The 17,639-nt window shown below is 71.7% G+C and carries 20 protein-coding genes and 1 riboswitch; of the genes, 14 read left to right on the top strand and 6 right to left on the bottom strand.

Going from position 1 to position 17,639, the window contains the following annotated elements; all coding sequences use genetic code 11:
* Positions 1 to 15 precede the first annotated feature (15 nt).
* Complete coding sequence (locus ACILSK_RS01340; protein WP_395725303.1) at positions 16 to 1,806, bottom strand: substrate-binding domain-containing protein; 1,791 nt, start codon at positions 1,804 to 1,806, stop codon at positions 16 to 18.
* A 378-nt stretch (positions 1,807 to 2,184) separates the two neighbouring features.
* Between ACILSK_RS01340 and purN the strand changes: the two genes are divergently transcribed.
* The 4 genes from purN (at position 2,185) to ACILSK_RS01320 (ending at position 5,867) form a co-directional block, all read left to right on the top strand.
* Positions 2,185 to 2,826: a phosphoribosylglycinamide formyltransferase gene (purN, locus tag ACILSK_RS01335; protein WP_395725302.1), complete on the top strand. Its 642-nt coding sequence runs from the start codon at positions 2,185 to 2,187 to the stop codon at positions 2,824 to 2,826.
* Positions 2,811 to 4,403 (top strand): bifunctional phosphoribosylaminoimidazolecarboxamide formyltransferase/IMP cyclohydrolase, encoded by a 1,593-nt coding sequence (gene purH / locus ACILSK_RS01330; protein ID WP_395725301.1) that lies wholly within the window; start codon positions 2,811 to 2,813, stop codon positions 4,401 to 4,403. Before purN ends, purH begins: the two co-directional genes overlap by 16 nt.
* Before the next feature lie 8 nt (positions 4,404 to 4,411).
* Positions 4,412 to 5,029: a pentapeptide repeat-containing protein gene (locus tag ACILSK_RS01325; RefSeq protein ID WP_395725300.1), complete on the top strand. Its 618-nt coding sequence runs from the start codon at positions 4,412 to 4,414 to the stop codon at positions 5,027 to 5,029.
* Between the two features lie 121 nt (positions 5,030 to 5,150).
* Positions 5,151 to 5,867: a Pr6Pr family membrane protein gene (locus ACILSK_RS01320; RefSeq protein ID WP_395725299.1), complete on the top strand. Its 717-nt coding sequence runs from the start codon at positions 5,151 to 5,153 to the stop codon at positions 5,865 to 5,867.
* Here ACILSK_RS01320 and ACILSK_RS01315 read toward each other — a convergent pair.
* Both ACILSK_RS01315 and ACILSK_RS01310 read right to left on the bottom strand, forming a co-directional pair.
* The gene (locus tag ACILSK_RS01315) at positions 5,845 to 6,018 is read right to left on the bottom strand and encodes a hypothetical protein (protein ID WP_395725298.1); all 174 of its coding nucleotides are present in this window, start codon (positions 6,016 to 6,018) and stop codon (positions 5,845 to 5,847) included. The two genes, ACILSK_RS01320 and ACILSK_RS01315, sit on opposite strands and share 23 nt — an antisense overlap.
* Before the next feature lie 22 nt (positions 6,019 to 6,040).
* Positions 6,041 to 6,715 (bottom strand): class I SAM-dependent methyltransferase, encoded by a 675-nt coding sequence (locus ACILSK_RS01310; protein ID WP_395725297.1) that lies wholly within the window; start codon positions 6,713 to 6,715, stop codon positions 6,041 to 6,043.
* A 185-nt stretch (positions 6,716 to 6,900) separates the two neighbouring features.
* On the opposite strand from ACILSK_RS01310, the gene ACILSK_RS01305 reads away from it, so the two are divergent.
* The 3 genes from ACILSK_RS01305 to ACILSK_RS01295 are packed head-to-tail and all read left to right on the top strand — an operon-like array spanning position 6,901 to position 8,678.
* Entirely contained in the window at positions 6,901 to 7,542 is a 642-nt protein-coding gene (locus ACILSK_RS01305; protein ID WP_395725296.1) for a hypothetical protein, read from the top strand.
* Positions 7,543 to 7,566: 24 nt separating this feature from the next.
* Positions 7,567 to 8,415 (top strand): bifunctional methylenetetrahydrofolate dehydrogenase/methenyltetrahydrofolate cyclohydrolase, encoded by an 849-nt coding sequence (locus ACILSK_RS01300; RefSeq protein ID WP_395725295.1) that lies wholly within the window; start codon positions 7,567 to 7,569, stop codon positions 8,413 to 8,415.
* The gene (locus tag ACILSK_RS01295; protein ID WP_395725294.1) at positions 8,412 to 8,678 is read left to right on the top strand and encodes a DUF3017 domain-containing protein; all 267 of its coding nucleotides are present in this window, start codon (positions 8,412 to 8,414) and stop codon (positions 8,676 to 8,678) included. The genes ACILSK_RS01300 and ACILSK_RS01295 overlap by 4 nt, the downstream gene beginning before the upstream one ends.
* Positions 8,679 to 8,700: 22 nt before the next feature.
* On the opposite strand, the gene ACILSK_RS01290 is transcribed toward ACILSK_RS01295, so the two are convergent.
* Complete coding sequence (locus ACILSK_RS01290; protein WP_395725480.1) at positions 8,701 to 9,078, bottom strand: MarR family winged helix-turn-helix transcriptional regulator; 378 nt, start codon at positions 9,076 to 9,078, stop codon at positions 8,701 to 8,703.
* A gap of 271 nt (positions 9,079 to 9,349) precedes the next feature.
* Here ACILSK_RS01290 and ACILSK_RS01285 point away from each other — a divergent pair, with 271 nt between their 5' ends.
* Positions 9,350 to 10,564, top strand: coding sequence for an NADP-dependent isocitrate dehydrogenase (locus ACILSK_RS01285; protein ID WP_395725293.1), 1,215 nt, complete (start codon positions 9,350 to 9,352; stop codon positions 10,562 to 10,564).
* Positions 10,565 to 10,783: 219 nt separating this feature from the next.
* On the opposite strand, the gene ACILSK_RS01280 is transcribed toward ACILSK_RS01285, so the two are convergent.
* Both ACILSK_RS01280 and thiD read right to left on the bottom strand, forming a co-directional pair.
* Entirely contained in the window at positions 10,784 to 11,116 is a 333-nt protein-coding gene (locus ACILSK_RS01280; RefSeq protein ID WP_395725292.1) for a hypothetical protein, read from the bottom strand.
* A 1,004-nt stretch (positions 11,117 to 12,120) separates the two neighbouring features.
* A complete protein-coding gene (gene thiD, locus ACILSK_RS01275) occupies positions 12,121 to 13,602 on the bottom strand; it encodes a bifunctional hydroxymethylpyrimidine kinase/phosphomethylpyrimidine kinase (protein WP_395725291.1) in 1,482 nt (493 codons plus the stop codon).
* Positions 13,593 to 13,690: riboswitch (TPP riboswitch) on the bottom strand. Its footprint overlaps the gene before it by 10 nt.
* 80 nt (positions 13,691 to 13,770) lie before the next feature.
* On the opposite strand from thiD, the gene ACILSK_RS01270 reads away from it, so the two are divergent.
* From ACILSK_RS01270 to ACILSK_RS01245, 6 genes are all read left to right on the top strand, one after another.
* Positions 13,771 to 13,854, top strand: coding sequence for a putative leader peptide (locus ACILSK_RS01270; protein WP_395725479.1), 84 nt, complete (start codon positions 13,771 to 13,773; stop codon positions 13,852 to 13,854).
* A 65-nt stretch (positions 13,855 to 13,919) separates the two neighbouring features.
* Positions 13,920 to 14,807: an amidohydrolase gene (locus ACILSK_RS01265; RefSeq protein WP_395725290.1), complete on the top strand. Its 888-nt coding sequence runs from the start codon at positions 13,920 to 13,922 to the stop codon at positions 14,805 to 14,807.
* Entirely contained in the window at positions 14,804 to 15,403 is a 600-nt protein-coding gene (locus ACILSK_RS01260; protein ID WP_395725289.1) for a cysteine dioxygenase, read from the top strand. Before ACILSK_RS01265 ends, ACILSK_RS01260 begins: the two co-directional genes overlap by 4 nt.
* 46 nt (positions 15,404 to 15,449) lie before the next feature.
* Positions 15,450 to 16,025: a helix-turn-helix domain-containing protein gene (locus ACILSK_RS01255; protein WP_395725288.1), complete on the top strand. Its 576-nt coding sequence runs from the start codon at positions 15,450 to 15,452 to the stop codon at positions 16,023 to 16,025.
* Positions 16,018 to 16,755, top strand: a complete 738-nt coding sequence (locus ACILSK_RS01250; protein ID WP_395725287.1) for an ABC transporter ATP-binding protein — start codon at positions 16,018 to 16,020, stop codon at positions 16,753 to 16,755. Before ACILSK_RS01255 ends, ACILSK_RS01250 begins: the two co-directional genes overlap by 8 nt.
* The gene (locus tag ACILSK_RS01245) at positions 16,752 to 17,513 is read left to right on the top strand and encodes an ABC transporter permease (protein ID WP_395725286.1); all 762 of its coding nucleotides are present in this window, start codon (positions 16,752 to 16,754) and stop codon (positions 17,511 to 17,513) included. The genes ACILSK_RS01250 and ACILSK_RS01245 overlap by 4 nt, the downstream gene beginning before the upstream one ends.
* Positions 17,514 to 17,639 lie beyond the last annotated feature (126 nt).

Below are 17,639 nucleotides of genomic sequence, written 5' to 3'. Positions count from 1 at the left end.
GGGCCGACGTCGCTGTCAGCAGCTGGGCCGGCAGAGCCGTTGACCCACGGCGTCCAGGAAGATCTCGCCGATCTGCCGCGGATCCTGGGACAGGTAGGTGGCGCCCCCGGTGGCCTTGCTGATCTGCTGGAGCGAGGCCACGTCGCTGTCCGGGCCGAACGCGATCGCAATGACCGGAACCGGTTTGGACGGGTCCTGCTCGGCGGTCAGGCTGCTCAGCAGCTGATCGAGCGTGATGCTGTTGTTGTCGTCGTTCATCCCGTCGGTCAACAGCAGCACCGCGTTGACCCGGTTCGGGTCGTAGCCGGCCCGCACGGCCCGGACTGCGTCCAGCGTGGTGTCGTAGAGGCCGGTGCCGCCGTTCGGAATGGCCTGCAATCCGCTCAGCGCGGCGGCCAACTTCGCCGCGCCGGTGCCCCCCTGCCCGTCCGGTCCGAGCGAACTGATTCCGATGAGTTCCAGGTGGTCGCTGGTGGGGGTCAAGTTCGTGGAGAACTCCCACAACCCGATGTCGCTGTCCGCCCGGTAAAGGCCCAGCCCGCGGGCGGCGGCGTCCTTGGCCAGGCTGATTCGGTCCGCGCCGTTGGTCCCGGGCACCGTGGCCAGCATCGACCCGGAGATGTCCATGACCGCGAGCGTCCTGGACGCCTCGTTGGTCACCTGAACGCTGCGGATGGCGTCGTCGACGGCCTGCGCGGTCGGCGGGGTTCCGGCCTCCCGGTGAGCCGGATCGACGCCGTCGGCGGCGGCCAACGTCGGACCCGCCGACTGGTCCGGCGCGCGGAACCCCGCGTCCTGCAGCGCGCTGCGCACCTGCTCGGTGCCCAGCACCTCCGCCAGGTCGGACGCGGCCGCCTGCACCGCGGGATCCGCCCCGATTGCGGCCACCGGGTAGTCCAGAGCGAAGCCCCCCGGGCCCAGGTACACGGCATGCGCATGGTCGCCGGTCGCCGCAGCGTTGTAGGACACCAGAGCCTGCTCGCTGACTGCGAGTGCGGTGGCCGGATCGCCCGCCAGCCGGCCGAGCAGTTCGGTGCTCGGCACCGGCAGGTCGTCCGGGCTGGAACGGACGCCCCAGGTGAGGGCCGCTCGCGCATCCGATGCCCCGGTGACCGACGCCCGAGCCGCCAACACCGCCGCGATGGCGGCTGCGGACTCGTCCGGATCGGACAGTCCCACCCGGATCGGCGCCGCGGCCTTCCGGGTCGCCAGAATCCCGGCGACGTCCGCGGATGCACCGGCCGCGGCCAGCTGCTGGGTCGCCTGACCGGACAGCGCGAATACCACGGGGGTGGTCGCGATCGAGGGCGCCGCACCGGCGACGGCCAGTCCGGCGGCTGACGCCCGGGACAGCCAGACGGAGGAATCCGGGATCCACACCGCCGCGTCGACCGCGCCGTTCCGCGCGACCTGGCCGGGATCGGTGGGTTCGATGCGGATCGGACAGTCCGCCGCGGTCAACCCGTGCTGCGCGATCACGTCGGCGAGCACCGGCGCGATATCCGGAGCTGCCGCCACCGTCACCGCCCCGTCCGCGACCCTGCACTCGGCGGCTACCCCGGAACTCGCCTCGGCGGCGTCGCCCGACACCTCGGTCGTCGGGGTCGATGCCGATGCCGATGCCGATGCCGAACCGAATCCCGACGCCGTATTGGTCGGTTGTGACGACCCCGAGCGGACCAGCCAGGTGACGACGCCGACCGCCGCAACGAGCGCGACGACCACGCCAACGATGATCAGGGTGCGGCTGCGCCCGGGGGTGGAGCGGTGCCGGCCGCGCGGTGCGGCGGGTGGCTGGTCGGTCATGACGTCGGCAACCCCTTGTGGTATTTCTGGCTGGCATTCACCGTATTCGTCCGGACTGATGAGTGTCGGAGCGAGGATCCGGATACCTCGAAGGGTGCGCGAATCGTCCTTCCGATCGAATCAGGCGGGATCGGCGAGCTCGGCCAGCGGGCCGAATGGCGGCCTCCCACGCTCGGCCTCGGGACCGGATGGCGGCCTCCCACGCTCGGCCTCGGGACCGGATGGCGGCCTCGCCGGCTCGGCCACCGGACCGGATGGCGGCCTCGCCAGCTCGGCCACCGGACCGGATGGCGGCCTCGCCGGCTCGGCCGACTAGCCTGGACCGGCCCGATCCTGGCCCACCCCGGCCGACCCACCGAAGGAAGTCACGAGCCAGCCGTGCCCGACGCCCCGACTCCATCCACGCCGTCGCCCAAGAACGTGGTCGTGCTGGCCTCCGGATCCGGCACGCTGCTGCAGGCCCTGCTGGATGCGCCCGATCCCAAGCCGTTCCGGGTCGCCGCCGCTGGGTCCGACCTGGCGTCGTGTGGCGCGCTGGACCGGGCGGTCGCCGCCGGGGTGCCGACCTTCACCTGCCGGGTGGCCGACCACGCCGACCGCACCGCCTGGAACGTCGCCCTGTCCGCGGCCGTCGGCGCCCACGCCCCGGACCTGGTCGTGCTCGCCGGGTTCATGAAGCTGCTGGCCCCGGCCTTCCTGCGCGCCTTCGACAACAAGGTGATCAACGCGCATCCGTCGCTGCTGCCGGCGTTCCCGGGCATGCACGCCCCGGCGGACGCGTTGGGCCACGGGGTCAAGCTCACCGGCTGCACCGTGTTCCTGGTCGACGCCGGGGTGGACGCCGGCCCCATCGTTGCCCAGCGGGCCGTCCCGGTGGCCGACGACGACGACGTCACGACCCTGCATGAACGGATCAAGGTCGTCGAGCGGTCATTGCTGGTCGACGTGGTGACGGCGCTGACCGCGGCGCCGTACTCGGTGCACGGACGGAAGGTGGTTCTGGGATGGCCGACGAGCTGACCGAACAGGGGCGCAGGCCAATTCGGCGCGCTCTGCTGTCGGTGTCGGACAAGACCGGTCTGATCGAGCTGGCCACCGCGCTGCACGCCGCCGGGGTGGCCATCGTGTCCACCGGCGGTTCGGCCAAGGCGATCGCGGACGCCGGCATCCCGGTCACCCCGGTCGAGCAGGTGACCGGCTTCCCCGAGTGCCTGGACGGCCGGGTGAAGACGCTGCACCCGGCGATCCACGGCGGCCTGCTCGCCGACACCCGGCTGCCCGACCACCTGCGGCAGGCCCAGGACCTGGGCATCGAGCTGTTCGACCTGGTCGTGGTCAACCTCTACCCGTTCCGGCAGACCGTCGCGGCCGGCGCCTCGTTCGACGAGTGCGTGGAGCAGATCGACATCGGTGGTCCGGCGATGGTCCGGGCGTCGGCCAAGAACCACCCGTCGGTGGCCATCGTGGTCGACCCGAGCCGGTATCCCGACATCGAAGCGGCGCTGGGGCAGGGCGGCTTCACCCTGGCCGAGCGGGCTCGGCTGGCTGCGGCGGCCTTCGCGCACACCGCCAGCTACGACATCGCGGTCGCGTCCTACCTGGGGGCGGCGACCACCGAGCCGGCCGACGGCACGCCCGGCTGGCCCGACTTCACCGGCGCGACCTGGGACAAGGTCTCCGCCCTCCGGTACGGGGAGAACCCGCACCAGGCGGCGGCGCTGTACCGGCACTGGCGGCCCGGGCTGGCGTCGGCGACCCAGCTGCACGGCAAGGAGATGAGTTACAACAACTACGTCGACGTCGACGCGGCCTGGCGGGCGGCGAACGACTTCGCCGACCCGGCCGTGGCCGTCATCAAGCACGCGAACCCGTGCGGCATCGCGGCGGTCGCCGGGGGCACCGACGACGACATCGCCCGCGCCCACCGGCTGGCCCACGAGTGCGACCCGGTGTCCGCCTTCGGCGGGGTCATCGCGGCCAACCGGCCGGTGAACCTGGCCATGGCCGAGCAGATCGCCGACGTGTTCACCGAGGTGGTGCTCGCCCCGGGCTTCGCCGACGACGCGGTCACCGTGTTGACCCGCAAGAAGAACATCCGGCTGCTGGTCATGCCGGCCGAGACCGCCCCCGATCCGGTGGAATTCCGGGCCATCTCCGGCGGCGTCCTGGCCCAGTTCCGGGACCGGATCGACGCCCCGGGGGACGCCCCGGCGAGCTGGACGCTGGCGGCCGGCGATCCGGTCGACGAGGCCACCATGAGCGATCTGGCGTTCGCCTGGCGGGCCTGCCGGTCGGTGAAGTCGAATGCGATCCTGCTGGCCGCGGGCGGTGCGTCGGTGGGCATCGGCATGGGGCAGGTCAACCGGGTCGACTCGGCCCGGCTGGCGGTGGAACGCGCGGGGGAGCGGGCCCGCGGGTCGGTAGCCGCGTCGGACGCGTTCTTCCCGTTTGCCGACGGCCCGGAGATCCTGATCGCCGCGGGCGTGCGGGCCATCGTCCAGCCCGGCGGTTCGGTCCGGGACCCGGACGTCATCGCCGCCGCCCAGGCCGGCGGGGTCAGCATGTACTTCACCGGCACCCGGCACTTCTTCCACTGACCGCTCCGATGGTGCTGCACCTGACCGAAACCCAGTACGCCGACGAGGACTTCACCGAGGTTGATCTGACCGGCCAGGAATTGGCCGGCATCTCGTTCACCAACTGCGACTTCAGCGAGGCCACGCTGGTCGACGCGCGCACCCACCGGGTCACCTTCACGCAGTGCCGGTTCCGCGGCACCGAGCTGTACGACAGTGCGCACCGGTCGAGCGCGTTCGTCTCCTGCAGCTTCGAACGGGCCGCGCTGCACGGCGCGTCGTTCGACGGGTGCCGGCTCACCGGATCCACCTTCACCGACTGCCGGACCCGGCCACTGACCATCCGCGACTGTGACCTGACCCTGGTGTCGTTGGCTGGGGCGAACCTGACCGGCGTGAACCTGTCCGGACTACGGCTGCGCGAGGCGAACCTGGTGCGGGCCATCATGTCCGGCTGTGATCTGCGCGACGCCGACCTGACCGGGGCGCGCGCCGAACGTCTCGACCTGACCGGCGCCGACCTGCGGGGCGCCCGGATCGACGCCGCCCTGTGGGTGGGCGCGGTGTTGACCGGGGCGCGGGTGGCGGTCGACCAGGCGGTCCTGTTCGCCGCCGCCCACGGGTTGGCCATCGGCGGCGACGACTGAGTCGTCAGCGGCCGTCACCAGGGGTGAGCCGCCGCCGCGCCGCCCGCGCCGCATGACCACCGTCGGGTAGAACAGGCGGGGGATCCGGGCGGACCGGGTTCCGGCCGGGACGGGGGATCGAGTGCGGCAGGAGCGGGCGTGGGCCATTGCCTGGTCGGTGTTCCGATTCGTGGTGGCCGCGGCGATCGTGGCCGCGGTGGTCGGGCAGCTGATCCGCAGCGTCGGGATCTCTGCGGACCGGGGCTGGCCCGTCGGGGCCACCATCGTCGACTTCTTCAGCTTCTTCACCATCGCCTCCAACTGCGGGGCGGTGGTGGCCCTGACCATCGGCGGCGTCATCGGCCTGTCCCGGGCTCGGGTCGATCCGCGGTGGTTCGCCGTTCTGCTGGCCTGCGTGAGCACGTACATGCTGATCACCGGGCTGGTGTACAACCTGCTGTTGCGCAACATTCCGCTGCCGCAGGGCAGCACGGTGCCCTGGTCGAACGAGATCCTGCACGTCTGGGCACCGCTGTTCCTGCTCGTCGACGTGGTCATTGCGCCCAAACGCCGGGCGGCGCCGTGGTCGACCCTCGGCGCCATCGTCGCGTTCCCGGTGGTCTGGGTGGTCTACACGCTGGTCCGCGGGCCGCTGGTGAGCGACTTCCGCACCGGCAACGACTGGTGGTACCCGTACCCGTTCCTCAACCCGCATCTGCAGGCCTGGGGATACGGCGGGGTCGCGCTGTACATCCTGGCCATCGCGGCGGGGGTGGTCGGCATCGGAGCCTTGGTCGTCGCGGCGAGCCGCTGGTCGGGCCGGCGCAGCGAACCCGTTACTCCGAGTCCTCGTCCCTGAGCTGCACGGCCCGGTCGTGCAGCCGGGCCCGGACATCCTCGGGGGTGTAGGCACGGCGCTCCCGCTCCCCGCGGGCGACCAGCGCGGCGCCCGTCGCCGCCACCCCGGCGATCCCGGCGACGCCCAACCATTTCCACACCTTGGTCCGCACGACCGTTACCGTAACCGGCCGGTCAGCCGTCGGCCGGGGTGGGACGGGTGGAGGTGTAGACGAATGCCGGCGGCAGGTTCCGCCAGATGGTGCGGGACACCTGAACCTCGTCGAACGACTCGTGCAGGGTCCGGTGCTGTCGTCGGGCCGGCGGCGCCCACCTCGTCCAGGCGTAGGTGAACTGGGTGTAGGTGCCGCCCGGGGCCAGGCAGCCGGCGATGGTGTCGACCAGCCGCGGACCGGCCGGGCCGGCGAAGCTCTGCCACGGCAGCCCGCTGATGATCAGGTCGACCCCGTCGATGCCGATCCGATGCAGCATGTGCGGCAGGTCGGCGGCGGCGCCGACGATCACTTCGACGTCCGGGAAGGTGGACGAGAGATGCCGGGCCATGGCCGGGTTCAGCTCGATACCCAGGTGCCGGGTCCCCTTGGGGGCGGTCTCCTGGATCACCCGGGTGAACGCCCCGGTGCCCGGGCCGAGTTCGAGCACGACCGGTGCGCGCTGCGTCCAGTCCCGATGGTTCAGCGGGCGCACCATTTGTTCGGCGAGCGACCGTGAGCTGGGAATCACGGACGCGGTCCGCAGCGGCGCCCGGACGAACTCCCGCAGGAACAGGAGTTGGCCGTCACCGCGCGCTGTGGTCAGTCGCCCGCCACGGCGCCGAGGATTCGATGTCCCGCCGGCCGCCGTCGTCACCCAGACTCCCTTCGCCGGCGCAGACCTCCCCGAGCGGTCCGATCGGACAACTATTCATACCCTGTCATGGTTCCTGGAGCGGTGGCCGGGCCACTTCGTGAACCACCTGGTCCGGGTCGGTCTCCCGGGCCGAACTCGGGTGCCGCCTGGTGGCCCGTCGGACCCGGCCGACTATCTTGATCGGCATGTCGGAACGGCCACCACGCGCGGCGCTCGCGCTCGATGAGGCCGCCGAACTGACCAGAACCGGCGATGTCTGGCTCTTCCGTGGCAGCACGCTGGCCGATCGGACGATCCGCACGCTGACCAATGCGCCGGTCAACCACGTCGGCATGGCGGTGGTGATCGACGACCTGCCGCCGCTGATGTGGCACGCCGAACTCGGCCGATCGCTGCCGGACATGTGGACCGGCAAGCGGCAGCGCGGCGTACAACTGCACGACCTGCGCGACGCCGTCACCACGTGGAACGTCAGGTACGGCGCCCGTGCTTGGCTGCGCCAGCTCGTTCCCGAGGCCACCGAGGCGATGGAGGACGCGGTCCTCAAGACCATTGCCCGGCTCGACGGAGCGCCCTTCCCCAGCACCTGGAAGCTGACCAAGAGTTGGGCGAGCGGCCGCCTCCGCTTTCACCGGGACACCGAAACGGTGTACTGCGCCGAGGTCGTCGCACTCACGTACCAGGCGATGGGGCTGCTGCCCGACCACCGGCCGCAGAACTGGTACGACCCCGGAAAGTTCTGGAGCGGCGACGGGCTGGAACTCCGGGAGGGGGCGACGCTCGGGCGGGAGATCGCGGTTGCCCCCGAGCGCAGCGCCGCGGGATGACATCATGCGGATCGTGATCGATTCATGACCGCGGTGATTCTGGACGGGCGGGCGACCCTCGCCGCGATCAAGCTCGAGCTGCGGGACCGCGTGCGTGCGCTCGCCGACCGCGGAACCGTGCCCGGCCTGGGGACCGTGCTCGTCGGTGACGATCCCGCCAGCCGCTGGTACGTGGCGGCCAAACACCGGGACTGCGCCGAGATCGGGGTGTCCAGCATCCAGCGGGAGCTGCCCGCCGGCAGCACCCAGGAGCAGGTCGAGGACGTCGTCGACGAGCTGAATGCCGACCCGGACTGCACCGCCTTCCTCGTGCAGCAGCCCACCGGCCTGGACGAATTCGCCATCCTGAGCCGGGTCGATCCGGCCAAGGACGTCGACGGCCTGCACCCGTACAACCTCGGTTCGCTGGTGCTGGGTCACCCGGCCCCACTGCCGTGCACGCCGTTGGGCGTCGTCGAACTGTTGCGCCGGTACGGGGTACCGCTCAACGGCGCCCACGTCGTGGTGATCGGCCGCGGCATCACCGTCGGCCGCCCGCTGGGTCTGCTGCTCACCCGCCGGGCGGAGAACGCGACGGTCACCCTGTGCCACACCGGCACCCGAGACCTGCCCCGGCTGCTGCGCCAGGCCGACGTCGTGGTCGCGGCGGCGGGAGCGCCGGGCATCGTCGGCGCGGACATGATCAGGCCGGGCGCGGCGGTGCTGGACGTGGGGGTCAGCCGGGTGGCCGGCAAGATCGTCGGCGACGTCGACCCGCTGGTGGCCGAGGTCGCCGGGTTCGTCGCGCCCAATCCCGGCGGGGTCGGCCCGATGACCAGGGCCATGCTGCTGACCAATGTGGTGGCGGCGGCCGAGGCGGCGTCCGCGCAATGACGTCGAGCCGTGCGCTGGTGCGGGCGATCCCGATCACCACCGTGCTGGCGATCGTGGCCGTCGGCCTCGTGCTGATCGCGTTGGCGTACTGGCGCCGGGGCACCGTCGCGCTGGCGTTCGCGATGCTGCTGGCCGGGCTGCTCCGGCTGCTGCTGTCCGACCGCGTCATCGGCGTGCTGGCGGTGCGCGGCAAGGCGTTCGACGTCGGGTTCTACGCCCTGACCGGTGTCGCGATGATGGTGCTGGCGATCGGCCTGACCTGACCGCGTTGCGGCGCCGCGGTGTTCAGTCGGTCGATCCGCCCTGCAGCCGGGTGAACACCCGGGCGAGCACCTGCGCCTCGTCCTCCGAGATGCGATCGGTGAAGACCCGCTCGACGCCGGCAATGTGCACCACGGCGGCGCTGCGCAGGGCGGCCCGTCCGCTGCGGGTCAGTTTGACCACGACCCCGCGCCCGTCGGTGGGATCCGGCAACCGTTCGACCAGGCCCTCCTCTTCCAGCCGGGCCACCTTGCGGGACAACCCCGGCTGGGACAGCACCACCCGGTCGACCAGATCCCGCAGCCGCAACCGGCCGCCGTTCTCCGCCAGCTGGGCGAGGACGTCGTAGGTCGACAGCGGGATCTTGCCGGCCTCCTCGAGTTCGTGCCCCAATCGCTGCATCAAGCGGGCTTGGCTCTGCAAGAATCCCTCCCAGGCGGCCTTTCGGTCGCCGGAGAAGCTCCGTTCAACTCCACTGCCGGCCGACCCCATCACGTCCCCCTGCCCTGCCGGGGTGACGTGGCGTGGGCCTCAATCCGTCGACCCGCCGAAGCACCCGCACCCGTGCTGACGGTACGGTCTGCGCGGAGATCTCGCACCAATGTCGGGCCCGTGTCGAGCCTTGCCGGGTCCGCGGACGCTTGGCACGACGGCACAAGGGAGAACGCGACAGATGGCGAAGATCAAGGTAACGGGGACCGTCGTCGAGCTGGACGGCGACGAGATGACCCGCATCATCTGGCAGTTCATCAAGGAAAAGCTGATCCTGCCGTATCTGGACGTGAACCTGGAGTACTACGACCTGGGTATCGAGAGCCGGGACGACACCAACGACCAGATCACCATCGACGCGGCGAACGCCATCCAGAAGCACGGCGTCGGCGTCAAGTGCGCCACCATCACCCCGGACGAGGCGCGGGTGGAGGAATTCGGCCTGAAGAAGATGTGGCGCTCGCCCAACGGCACCATCCGCAACATCCTCGGCGGGGTGATCTTCCGCGAGCCGATCATCATCTCCAACATTCCCCGGCTGGTGCCGGGTTGGACCAAGCCGATCATCGTCGGCCGGCACGCCTACGGCGACCAGTACCGGGCGACCGACTTCCGGTTCCCCGGGAAGGGCCGGCTGACGATCACTTTCACCCCCGAGGACGGCTCAGAGCCGATCGAGCACGTGGTGTTCGATTCACCCAGCTCCGGTGTGGCGCAGGCGATGTACAACCTGGACGACTCGATTCGCGACTTCGCCCGGGCGTCGTTCAACTACGGCCTCGCCCGGAAGTACCCGGTCTATCTGTCCACCAAGAACACCATCCTCAAGGCCTACGACGGCCGGTTCAAGGATCTGTTCCAGGAGGTGTTCGACGCCGAGTTCATCCTGCGGTTCAAGGAGGCCGGCATCACCTACGAGCACCGGCTGATCGACGACATGGTCGCCTCCGCGCTCAAGTGGGAGGGCGGCTACGTCTGGTCCTGCAAGAACTACGACGGTGACGTGCAGTCCGACACCGTTGCCCAGGGCTTCGGCTCGCTCGGCCTGATGACCTCGGTGTTGATGACGCCGGACGGCCGGACCGTGGAGGCCGAGGCGGCGCACGGCACCGTGACGCGGCACTACCGGCAACACCAGGCCGGCAAGCCCACCTCGACCAACCCGATCGCCTCGATCTACGCCTGGACCGGCGGCCTCAAGCACCGCGGGAAGCTGGACGGCACGCCCGAGGTCACCGGGTTCGCCGAGACGCTCGAGGACGTCATCATCTCCACCGTCGAGGACGGCAAGATGACCAAGGACCTGGCCGCGCTCGTCGGTCCGGACCAGGAGTGGTTGACCACCGAGGACTTCCTCGTCGCGCTGGATCAGAACCTGGCCAAGCGGCTGGGCTGATCGGTCGCGGCGCTGCCCGACGTTGCGGCACCGCCGCCGAGGCCCGACTGAGGCGGTGTCCGGAGCAGCACCGCTCCGGCCCCGGCCGCCGCGCCGCGGAACTCCCGTGGGGCGAACCCGGCGCCAGGTCGATCAGGAGTTCCGCTCGCCCGACCGGAGTTGCCATAGCGCGGCGGCGGCCGATCAGTCCGCCGCTGGTGGGATCCGCTGGTCGAGAGGTCAAGTCGGCCCTGCGACCGCGAGCGCCCGGCCGCGGGTCAGGGCGCGCCCGATCTTGTCGGCCAGGGCTCGCGGATCGTCGAGCTCGTCCCAGGTCCAGCGAACCACGGTCAGGCCATGGTCGCGGATGCTGTCCTCCCGCAGCTTCTCCTGGAAGACGGCGTCGCCGGGCTGCCGGCCATCGAGCAGGCCGCGACCGTACTTCGTCGCCCCGTCGAACTCGCCGACCGTGTTGAACTCGCGCCACCGAAAATCGGTCCGGGCGATGACGTTTCCCCACAGGTTGACGACCCGGAACTGCAACTCCGGCGGGGGCAGTCCCTGCCGGTCCATGGCGATCCGGCTGCGGGATTCCCCGACGCTCTCGGCGCCCGCGTCGGCGAACGCGATGACCTGGTGTGCGGTGCGGATCCCGCTGCGCCGAGCCGCCCGAGCGGCCGACGCCGCGAGCTGATCGCGTCGACCCAGCCCTCGTGCAAGGCGTGATCGGCCGCAACCACGCCCTCGTCGAACCCGCCGGTGCGGGCGACGTCGATGATCGTGCGGGCGACCGTGGTCACCGGCGTCCCGTCCAGGATCGTGATCTCGTCGGGGTCCAGGGCCGCGCAGAAGGTCTGCAGGGTTCGCCGGCGATGGCCCGAGCGGGTCTCGGAGTTCGTCACCTGCACGAGCGTGCTCGGCGGGTGCAGGAGGGCGATTCCGTGCAGGCACGCCGCCGAGCGGTGACTGACCACGTGCCGGCCGTCCAGCTGGGCCATGGTGGCGGCCACCCGCAGCCGATGTTGCTCCGGTGCGGGCAGCGCCGCGAAGGCGGACGAGCGCGCATAGGCGCCTCGGCGGAGGATCTGCCAATCGCCACGGGCCACCCGACGCTTGATGTCGTCGGCATCCACGCCGCGCTCGAAGGCGACGGCCCGGTGGATCAGCAGGTTCGGTGTGGGCCCGGCCCGGTCCGCGACGTGGCCCGCGTCGTCTTCTTCGAACATCTCCTTACTGTTGAACCCGAACTCGCACAGGGCCAGCAGCAGACGGTGGATGTGGATGAAACTCGCCCATGGGGACAACGTGCGTGTCGGTCACCGGGAGAGGCCGCGGGTGTCGCACTTGCCGGCGCAGGGAACTCCTCCCGGGCGCAGCGAACTCCTCCCCGGCGAACAGAACTTCTGGTCGACAAGGAGTCCCGTTCGCTCGTGGGGAGTTGGGTGGGGCCGGGCCGGGCTGATGGTCGGCCAGCCCAGCGGGCGGGCTCGCCTGGAACGGGTGCTGGAGCCGCGTCCGACGGGCCGAGGCGCCGCCGTCGGCGGGGCTCGCCTGGACCGAGCGCGGCGGCGGCCGCGTCAGACGGGCCAGGCGGGCAGCGCCGTGCCCTGGTCGAAGAACATCCACTCGTACTGGCTGGAGCGCTCGAACGCGGCGATCATCGCGGCCCGATCGGCCGAGGATGCGGCGGCGTACGCGCGGTCGGCCAGGGTCACCGCGCGAGCGGTGGACTCGGCGAACGCCGGGTCGGCGTACGTCTCGATCCAGGCCGCGTAGGGGTGGTCGGCCGCCGCGGCGCCGGCCGCGGTGTGCAGCTCGCCCAGCCGTTCGCCGATGTGCTGGTACAGCCAGAAGCAGGGCAGCACCGAGGAGACGGCCTCGGCGTACGAGCCGGTCGCACAGCAGCGGTGCAGGTGGTCCAGGTAGGCCGTGGTGATCGGGGACGCCTGCACGTTGTCGAGCGACTCGCCGTGGGCGGTGAGCAGCGTCCGGTGCAGCGCCATCTCCGCCTCCAGCGCGGCGGCCGAGGAGTGCGCGAAGAACTCCTGCGCGTCCTGGTCGGGCGCCAGCGCGGCGACCCGGGCCAGGCAGCGGGCGTATTCGCGCAGGTACCAGGCGTCCTGGGCGAGGTAGAAGCGGAAGTTCGGCCAGGGCAGTGTCCCGTCGGCCAGCGCAGTGATGAACGGCATCGTCTCGATGGCCGCCCGAAGCGGGGCGATCCGCTCCCACACCGTCGTCGAGAAGGCGGCCGGGAACAGCACGTGCAGGTGGTCAACCGGACCCCGGCCCCGCCCGACCTCGACGAGCGAGCCGCCGACCAACGCGCCGGTCAACCATGCCTTGGCGTCCACGGCGGCGGCCGCCCATGACTCCCGCTGCGGACGCAGCGCGGCGAGGGCCGACGATAGCGTGCAGCCGGTGCCGTGGGTGTTCTTCGTCTCCACCCAAGGTCCGGCCACCACCGTCACCGACCCGTCGGCCCCGACCAGCGCGTCGGCGGCCAGCCGCTCGGCGCCGGCGCCGGACAGATGCCCGCCCTTGACCAGCACCTGCGCGCCCGTCGTCGAGGCCAGCGCCTTGCCCTGCGCGATTGCGCCGTCCAGATCGCGGGCCGGCTCGTCGCCGACCAGCACTGCCAGCTCGGCGACGTTCGGGGTGAGCAGATCCGCCGACGGCAGCAGCGCCCGCAACGCCGACTCGGCGTCGCTGTCGAGCAGCCGGTCGCCGCTGGTCGCCACCATCACCGGGTCCAGCACGACGAACGGCGGCCGGTGCGCGGCCAACCAGTCACGCACCACGGCGATGTTCTCGGCCGAGCCCAGCATGCCGATCTTCACCGCGTCGACGGCGATGTCGTCGGAGATCGCGTCCAGCTGCTCGGCCAGGAACGACGCCGGCGGGCTGAACACGCCCCGGACCCCGGTGGTGTTCTGCGCGGTCAGCGACGCGATCACCGCCATGCCGTAGACACCCTGCGCAGCAAAGGTTTTCAGGTCGGCTTGAATGCCGGCACCGCCGGACGGATCGGACCCGGCGATAGACAGTACGCGGACGGTCATCAGGACATCCCTTCGCTAGCGTTACCTAGATCAGGTGGCTACGGGTGTTCTCTCAGCCCGACCTGTGCGGGCACCCCGTGTCAGTTGCGCAACTTACCAGCACGCCGCTCGCCGACTGGGCCGTTGCCGACGGTGGCCTCGCAGGTTCGCCCCGTGTAGCCTCGCGGCATGCTGAACGGAGCCGGAACGAGCGGGTATCGCCGCCGGCACGTCGACCTGCGTCGGGTCGCCAGCGCCATGTGTTGCCGCTGAGCCACCGCTCAGCCGACCCGGTTTGCGCCGGTGCCGGGCAACCGACCCCGCGAGGACCTCGCGTCATGACGCACACACCCATCGACATCCACCAGCACCTGTGGCCGCCGGCGCTGCTCGACGCCCTGCGCCGTCGCCGCGAATCGCCGCGGCTGGACGGCTGGACGCTGCACCTGGCCGGTGAGCCGCCGTTCGCGGTCCCCCCGGCCGACCACGACCCCGAACGGCGCCGGGCGACCGAGCCGGGCCGGGTGGTCCTGGGCCTGTCCAGCCCGCTGGGCATCGAGGACCTGCCATCCGAGCAGGCACGGCCGTTGCTGGACGCCTGGCACGGCGTCGCCGATCTGCGGCCCGACTTCGACGCCTGGGCCGCGGTCAACCGGCACGACCCCGACGTCGCGACGCTCAAGGACCAGCTGCACGACGGCTTCGCCGGCCTGCAGATCCCGGCCACCTGGTGGCAGTCGCCGGCGGACGTGGACCGGCTCGGCGAGGTGCTCGATGTCGTGCAGGACGCGAACCGGCCGGTGTTCGTGCACCCCGGGCCGGTGCCGCGGACGGCCGGACCGCGCCCGGCCTGGTGGGCCGCCGTCGTCGAGTACCCGGCCCAGTTGCAGGCCGCCTGGTGGGCCTGGCAGGTCGCCGGCCGGGCCGGATTCCCGCGCCTGCGGGTGTGTTTCGCGGCCGGCGCCGGGCTGGCCCCCGCCCAGCACGAACGGTTCCACGCCCGCGCCGGCCGCCCCGTCACCGTCGATCCGCACACCTTCGTCGAGACGTCCTCGTACGGGCGGCAGGGCGTGGACGCGTTGACCCGCGCGCTGGGCGTCGACCCGCTCATCGTCGGCAGCGACCGCCCGTACGGCACCCCGTACGTCACCGACCTGGGCCATGCGCTGCGGGTCGCCTTCACCCAGACCAATCCGCACCGACTGCTCACCGGAGAACAACCGTGACCAGCACTGAAACGACTGAGATCGCCACCGCCATCGCCGCACGGGTGGACGGCCCCACGGTCGCCGCCCGGCACGCCCACCGGATCGCCGACGAGGCCGGCGGCCTGACCCTGCAGACCCTGCCCGGCCGCGACCTGGATCCCGACGAGCTGATCGAGTTGGCCAGCTCGATCGCGGCCGACCCGGCCCCGCTGGAGCCGCACATCGCATTCAGCGACGACAAGCGGCACTACGTCAGCCTGCACCGGGACAGCCACGTCGACGTCTGGCTGCTGTGCTGGACCCCGGAGAACGACACCGGCTGGCACGACCACGACATCTCGTCCGGTGCGGTGGCGGTGCTGCGGGGAGCGCTGACCGAGCACAACCTGGCCGTGGCCGACGACGGCATCCGCACCGACGTCACCGCCGGGCAGGTGTTCGGCTTCGGCCCGGACCACATCCACCGGCTGACCGGCCGCGATCCGGGCAGTGTCTCGGTGCACGCCTACTCGCCGCCGCTGTGGCGGATGGGCCAATACACGCTCGGGCCCGGTGGCGTCCTGCGGCGGCGGACCGTGTCGTACGCCGACGAGCTGCGGCCGGCCGACGGCTAGGACAAACCCTTGTCAACACCAAATGTTAGAGGCTAACATTTGCTGCATGACCGTCCCCCTTCCAACGACGACGAGCCGGACCGCACGCACCCGCGCCCGGCTGCTGGCCGCCGCCATCGACCTCTTCACCCGCCAGGGATACGACCGGACGACGGTCGCCGAGATCGCCGCGGCGGCCGGCGTCACGGAAATGACCTTCTACCGGCACTTCGGGTCCAAGGACCAACTGCTGCTCGACGATCCCTACGACCCGTTGATCGCCGGCGCGATCGGGCACCAGCCCACCGATCTGCCACCGCTGCTGCGGGCGGTTCGCGGCATCCGGGCGGCCTGGCGCACGATGCCGATCACCGAGGAGGGCGACGTCCGTGAGCGCGTGGCGATCGTCGCGGCGACGCCGAGCCTGGCCGCCGCCGTCCGCGCCGGCACCGCGGCCACCGAGGCCGCGATCGTCGCCGAGCTCATCGCGGGCGGGGCTGCGCCGGCCGAGGCGGCCATCGCCGCGGCGGCCGTGATGGCCGCGTTGATGACGGCGCTGCTGCAGTGGGGCGGCGGTGTGGACGGCACCCTGTCGGCCGCCATTGAGCGAGCCCTGGACGTCCTGGCGGTGAACCGTGATTGAGCCGCTGCGACTGGCCGGCGTGAGCCGAGAATACGGCGGCGGCGCCGGTGTCCGGGACATCGATCTGACGGTCAGGCCGGGCGAGATCCACGCGCTGGTCGGTTTGAACGGTGCCGGCAAATCCACGCTGATGAAGCTGATGCTCGGCATGCTCCGGCCGGACGCCGGCCGCATCGAGCTGTTCGGGACGCAGATCCGGTCGGCCGGGACCGGCGTCTGGGCCCGGGTCGGCGCGCTGATCGAGTACCCGCTGGCCTACGGCGAGCTCGACGGCCGGACCAACCTGGAGCTGGCCGCCCGGCTGCACCGCGTGCCGACCGGCCGGATCCGACCGATGGTCGACGCGGTGCTCGACGAGCTCGATCTGCACCGCTACGCCGGCATCCGGGCCCGCCGGATGTCGCTGGGCAACAAGCAGCGGCTCGGTCTGGCCGCCGCCCTGCAGCATCGGCCGGATTTGATCATCCTGGACGAGCCCACCAATGCCCTCGACCCGGCCGGCATCATCCTGCTCCGGGAGGCGCTGGCGCGGCGGTCCGCGGCCGGCGCCGGGGTGCTGGTGTCCAGCCATCACCTGGATGAGGTGGCCCGGATCGCATCCCGCATCTCGGTCATCGCGGAGGGCCGGCTGGTCGGCACGCTCGACCCGGACGGCGTCGACATCGAACGGGCCTTCTTCGCGATCGTGCATGCGGCCGGCCAACGAGCCACGATGGGAGCTCCGCGATGAATGCCCTGCTGGCCGCGGTTGCGGTGGAGGCCCGGAAGGCCCGGTCTGCTCGGGTGCTGTGGGCCACCGGCACCCTGCTCGTCGTCGGCGTGGCCGCACTCGCCGGGGTGACCGTCGTGGCCGCCCGTTCCGGCGACGCCGAGATCGTCGCCAAGCTCGGCCCGATCGCGGCAACGGGAGGTTGGCCGGCGCTGCTCGGGGTGGCCGCGCAGGTCACGGCGGCGGCGGCGTTGCTGGCCTTCGGCGTCGGAATCAGCTGGCTCACCGGCCGCGAGTTCGCCGACCGCACGGTGTCCGGGCTGTTCGGGCTCCCCGTCGGCCGCGGCACCATCGCCGCCGCCAAGCTGGCCGTCTACGGGATCTGGGTAACCGCGATCAGCCTGGCGATCACTCTCGCGCTGCCCGTCGTCGGGGTCGCCGTCGGCATCGGGTGGCCGTCCGGGGACGACCTCGTCGGTTTGGGGCGCCAGCTCGCACTCGGTCTGCTCACCGCGCTGATCGCCGTCCCGGCCGGCTGGGCCGCCTCGCTGGGCCGTGGCCTGCTCCCCGGGATCGGCACGGCGGTCGGCATCATGGCCGTCGCGCAGATCGCAGCCATCGCCAAGGTCGGAGCCTGGGTGCCGTTCGTCGCGCCCGCGTTCTGGGCCCTGCAGCCGTCCGCGTCGAGTGCGGCGGCCCTGTCGGCGGTGCCCCTCGTGCCGCTGGTGTTCGGCAGCGCGCTGATTCTCATCTGGCGCCGGCTTCAGCTGGACCGCTGACGGCCGGGCGACGTCGCGCCACTCGAGCGAACCGCGCGCCGCCTCGACATGGCGCGAGGACAACCCGGCGGCGCGACGTGGCCGGCCGGGACCGGAGATGCGGGCGCGGGCGGCATCTGTGATGCG

Source organism: Nakamurella sp., from assembly GCF_044224575.1.
Classification (GTDB): Bacteria; Actinomycetota; Actinomycetes; order Mycobacteriales; family Nakamurellaceae; genus Nakamurella.
The sequence above is the reverse complement of the archived record's forward strand: the minus strand, read 5'-3'. Positions and strand labels throughout refer to the sequence as shown.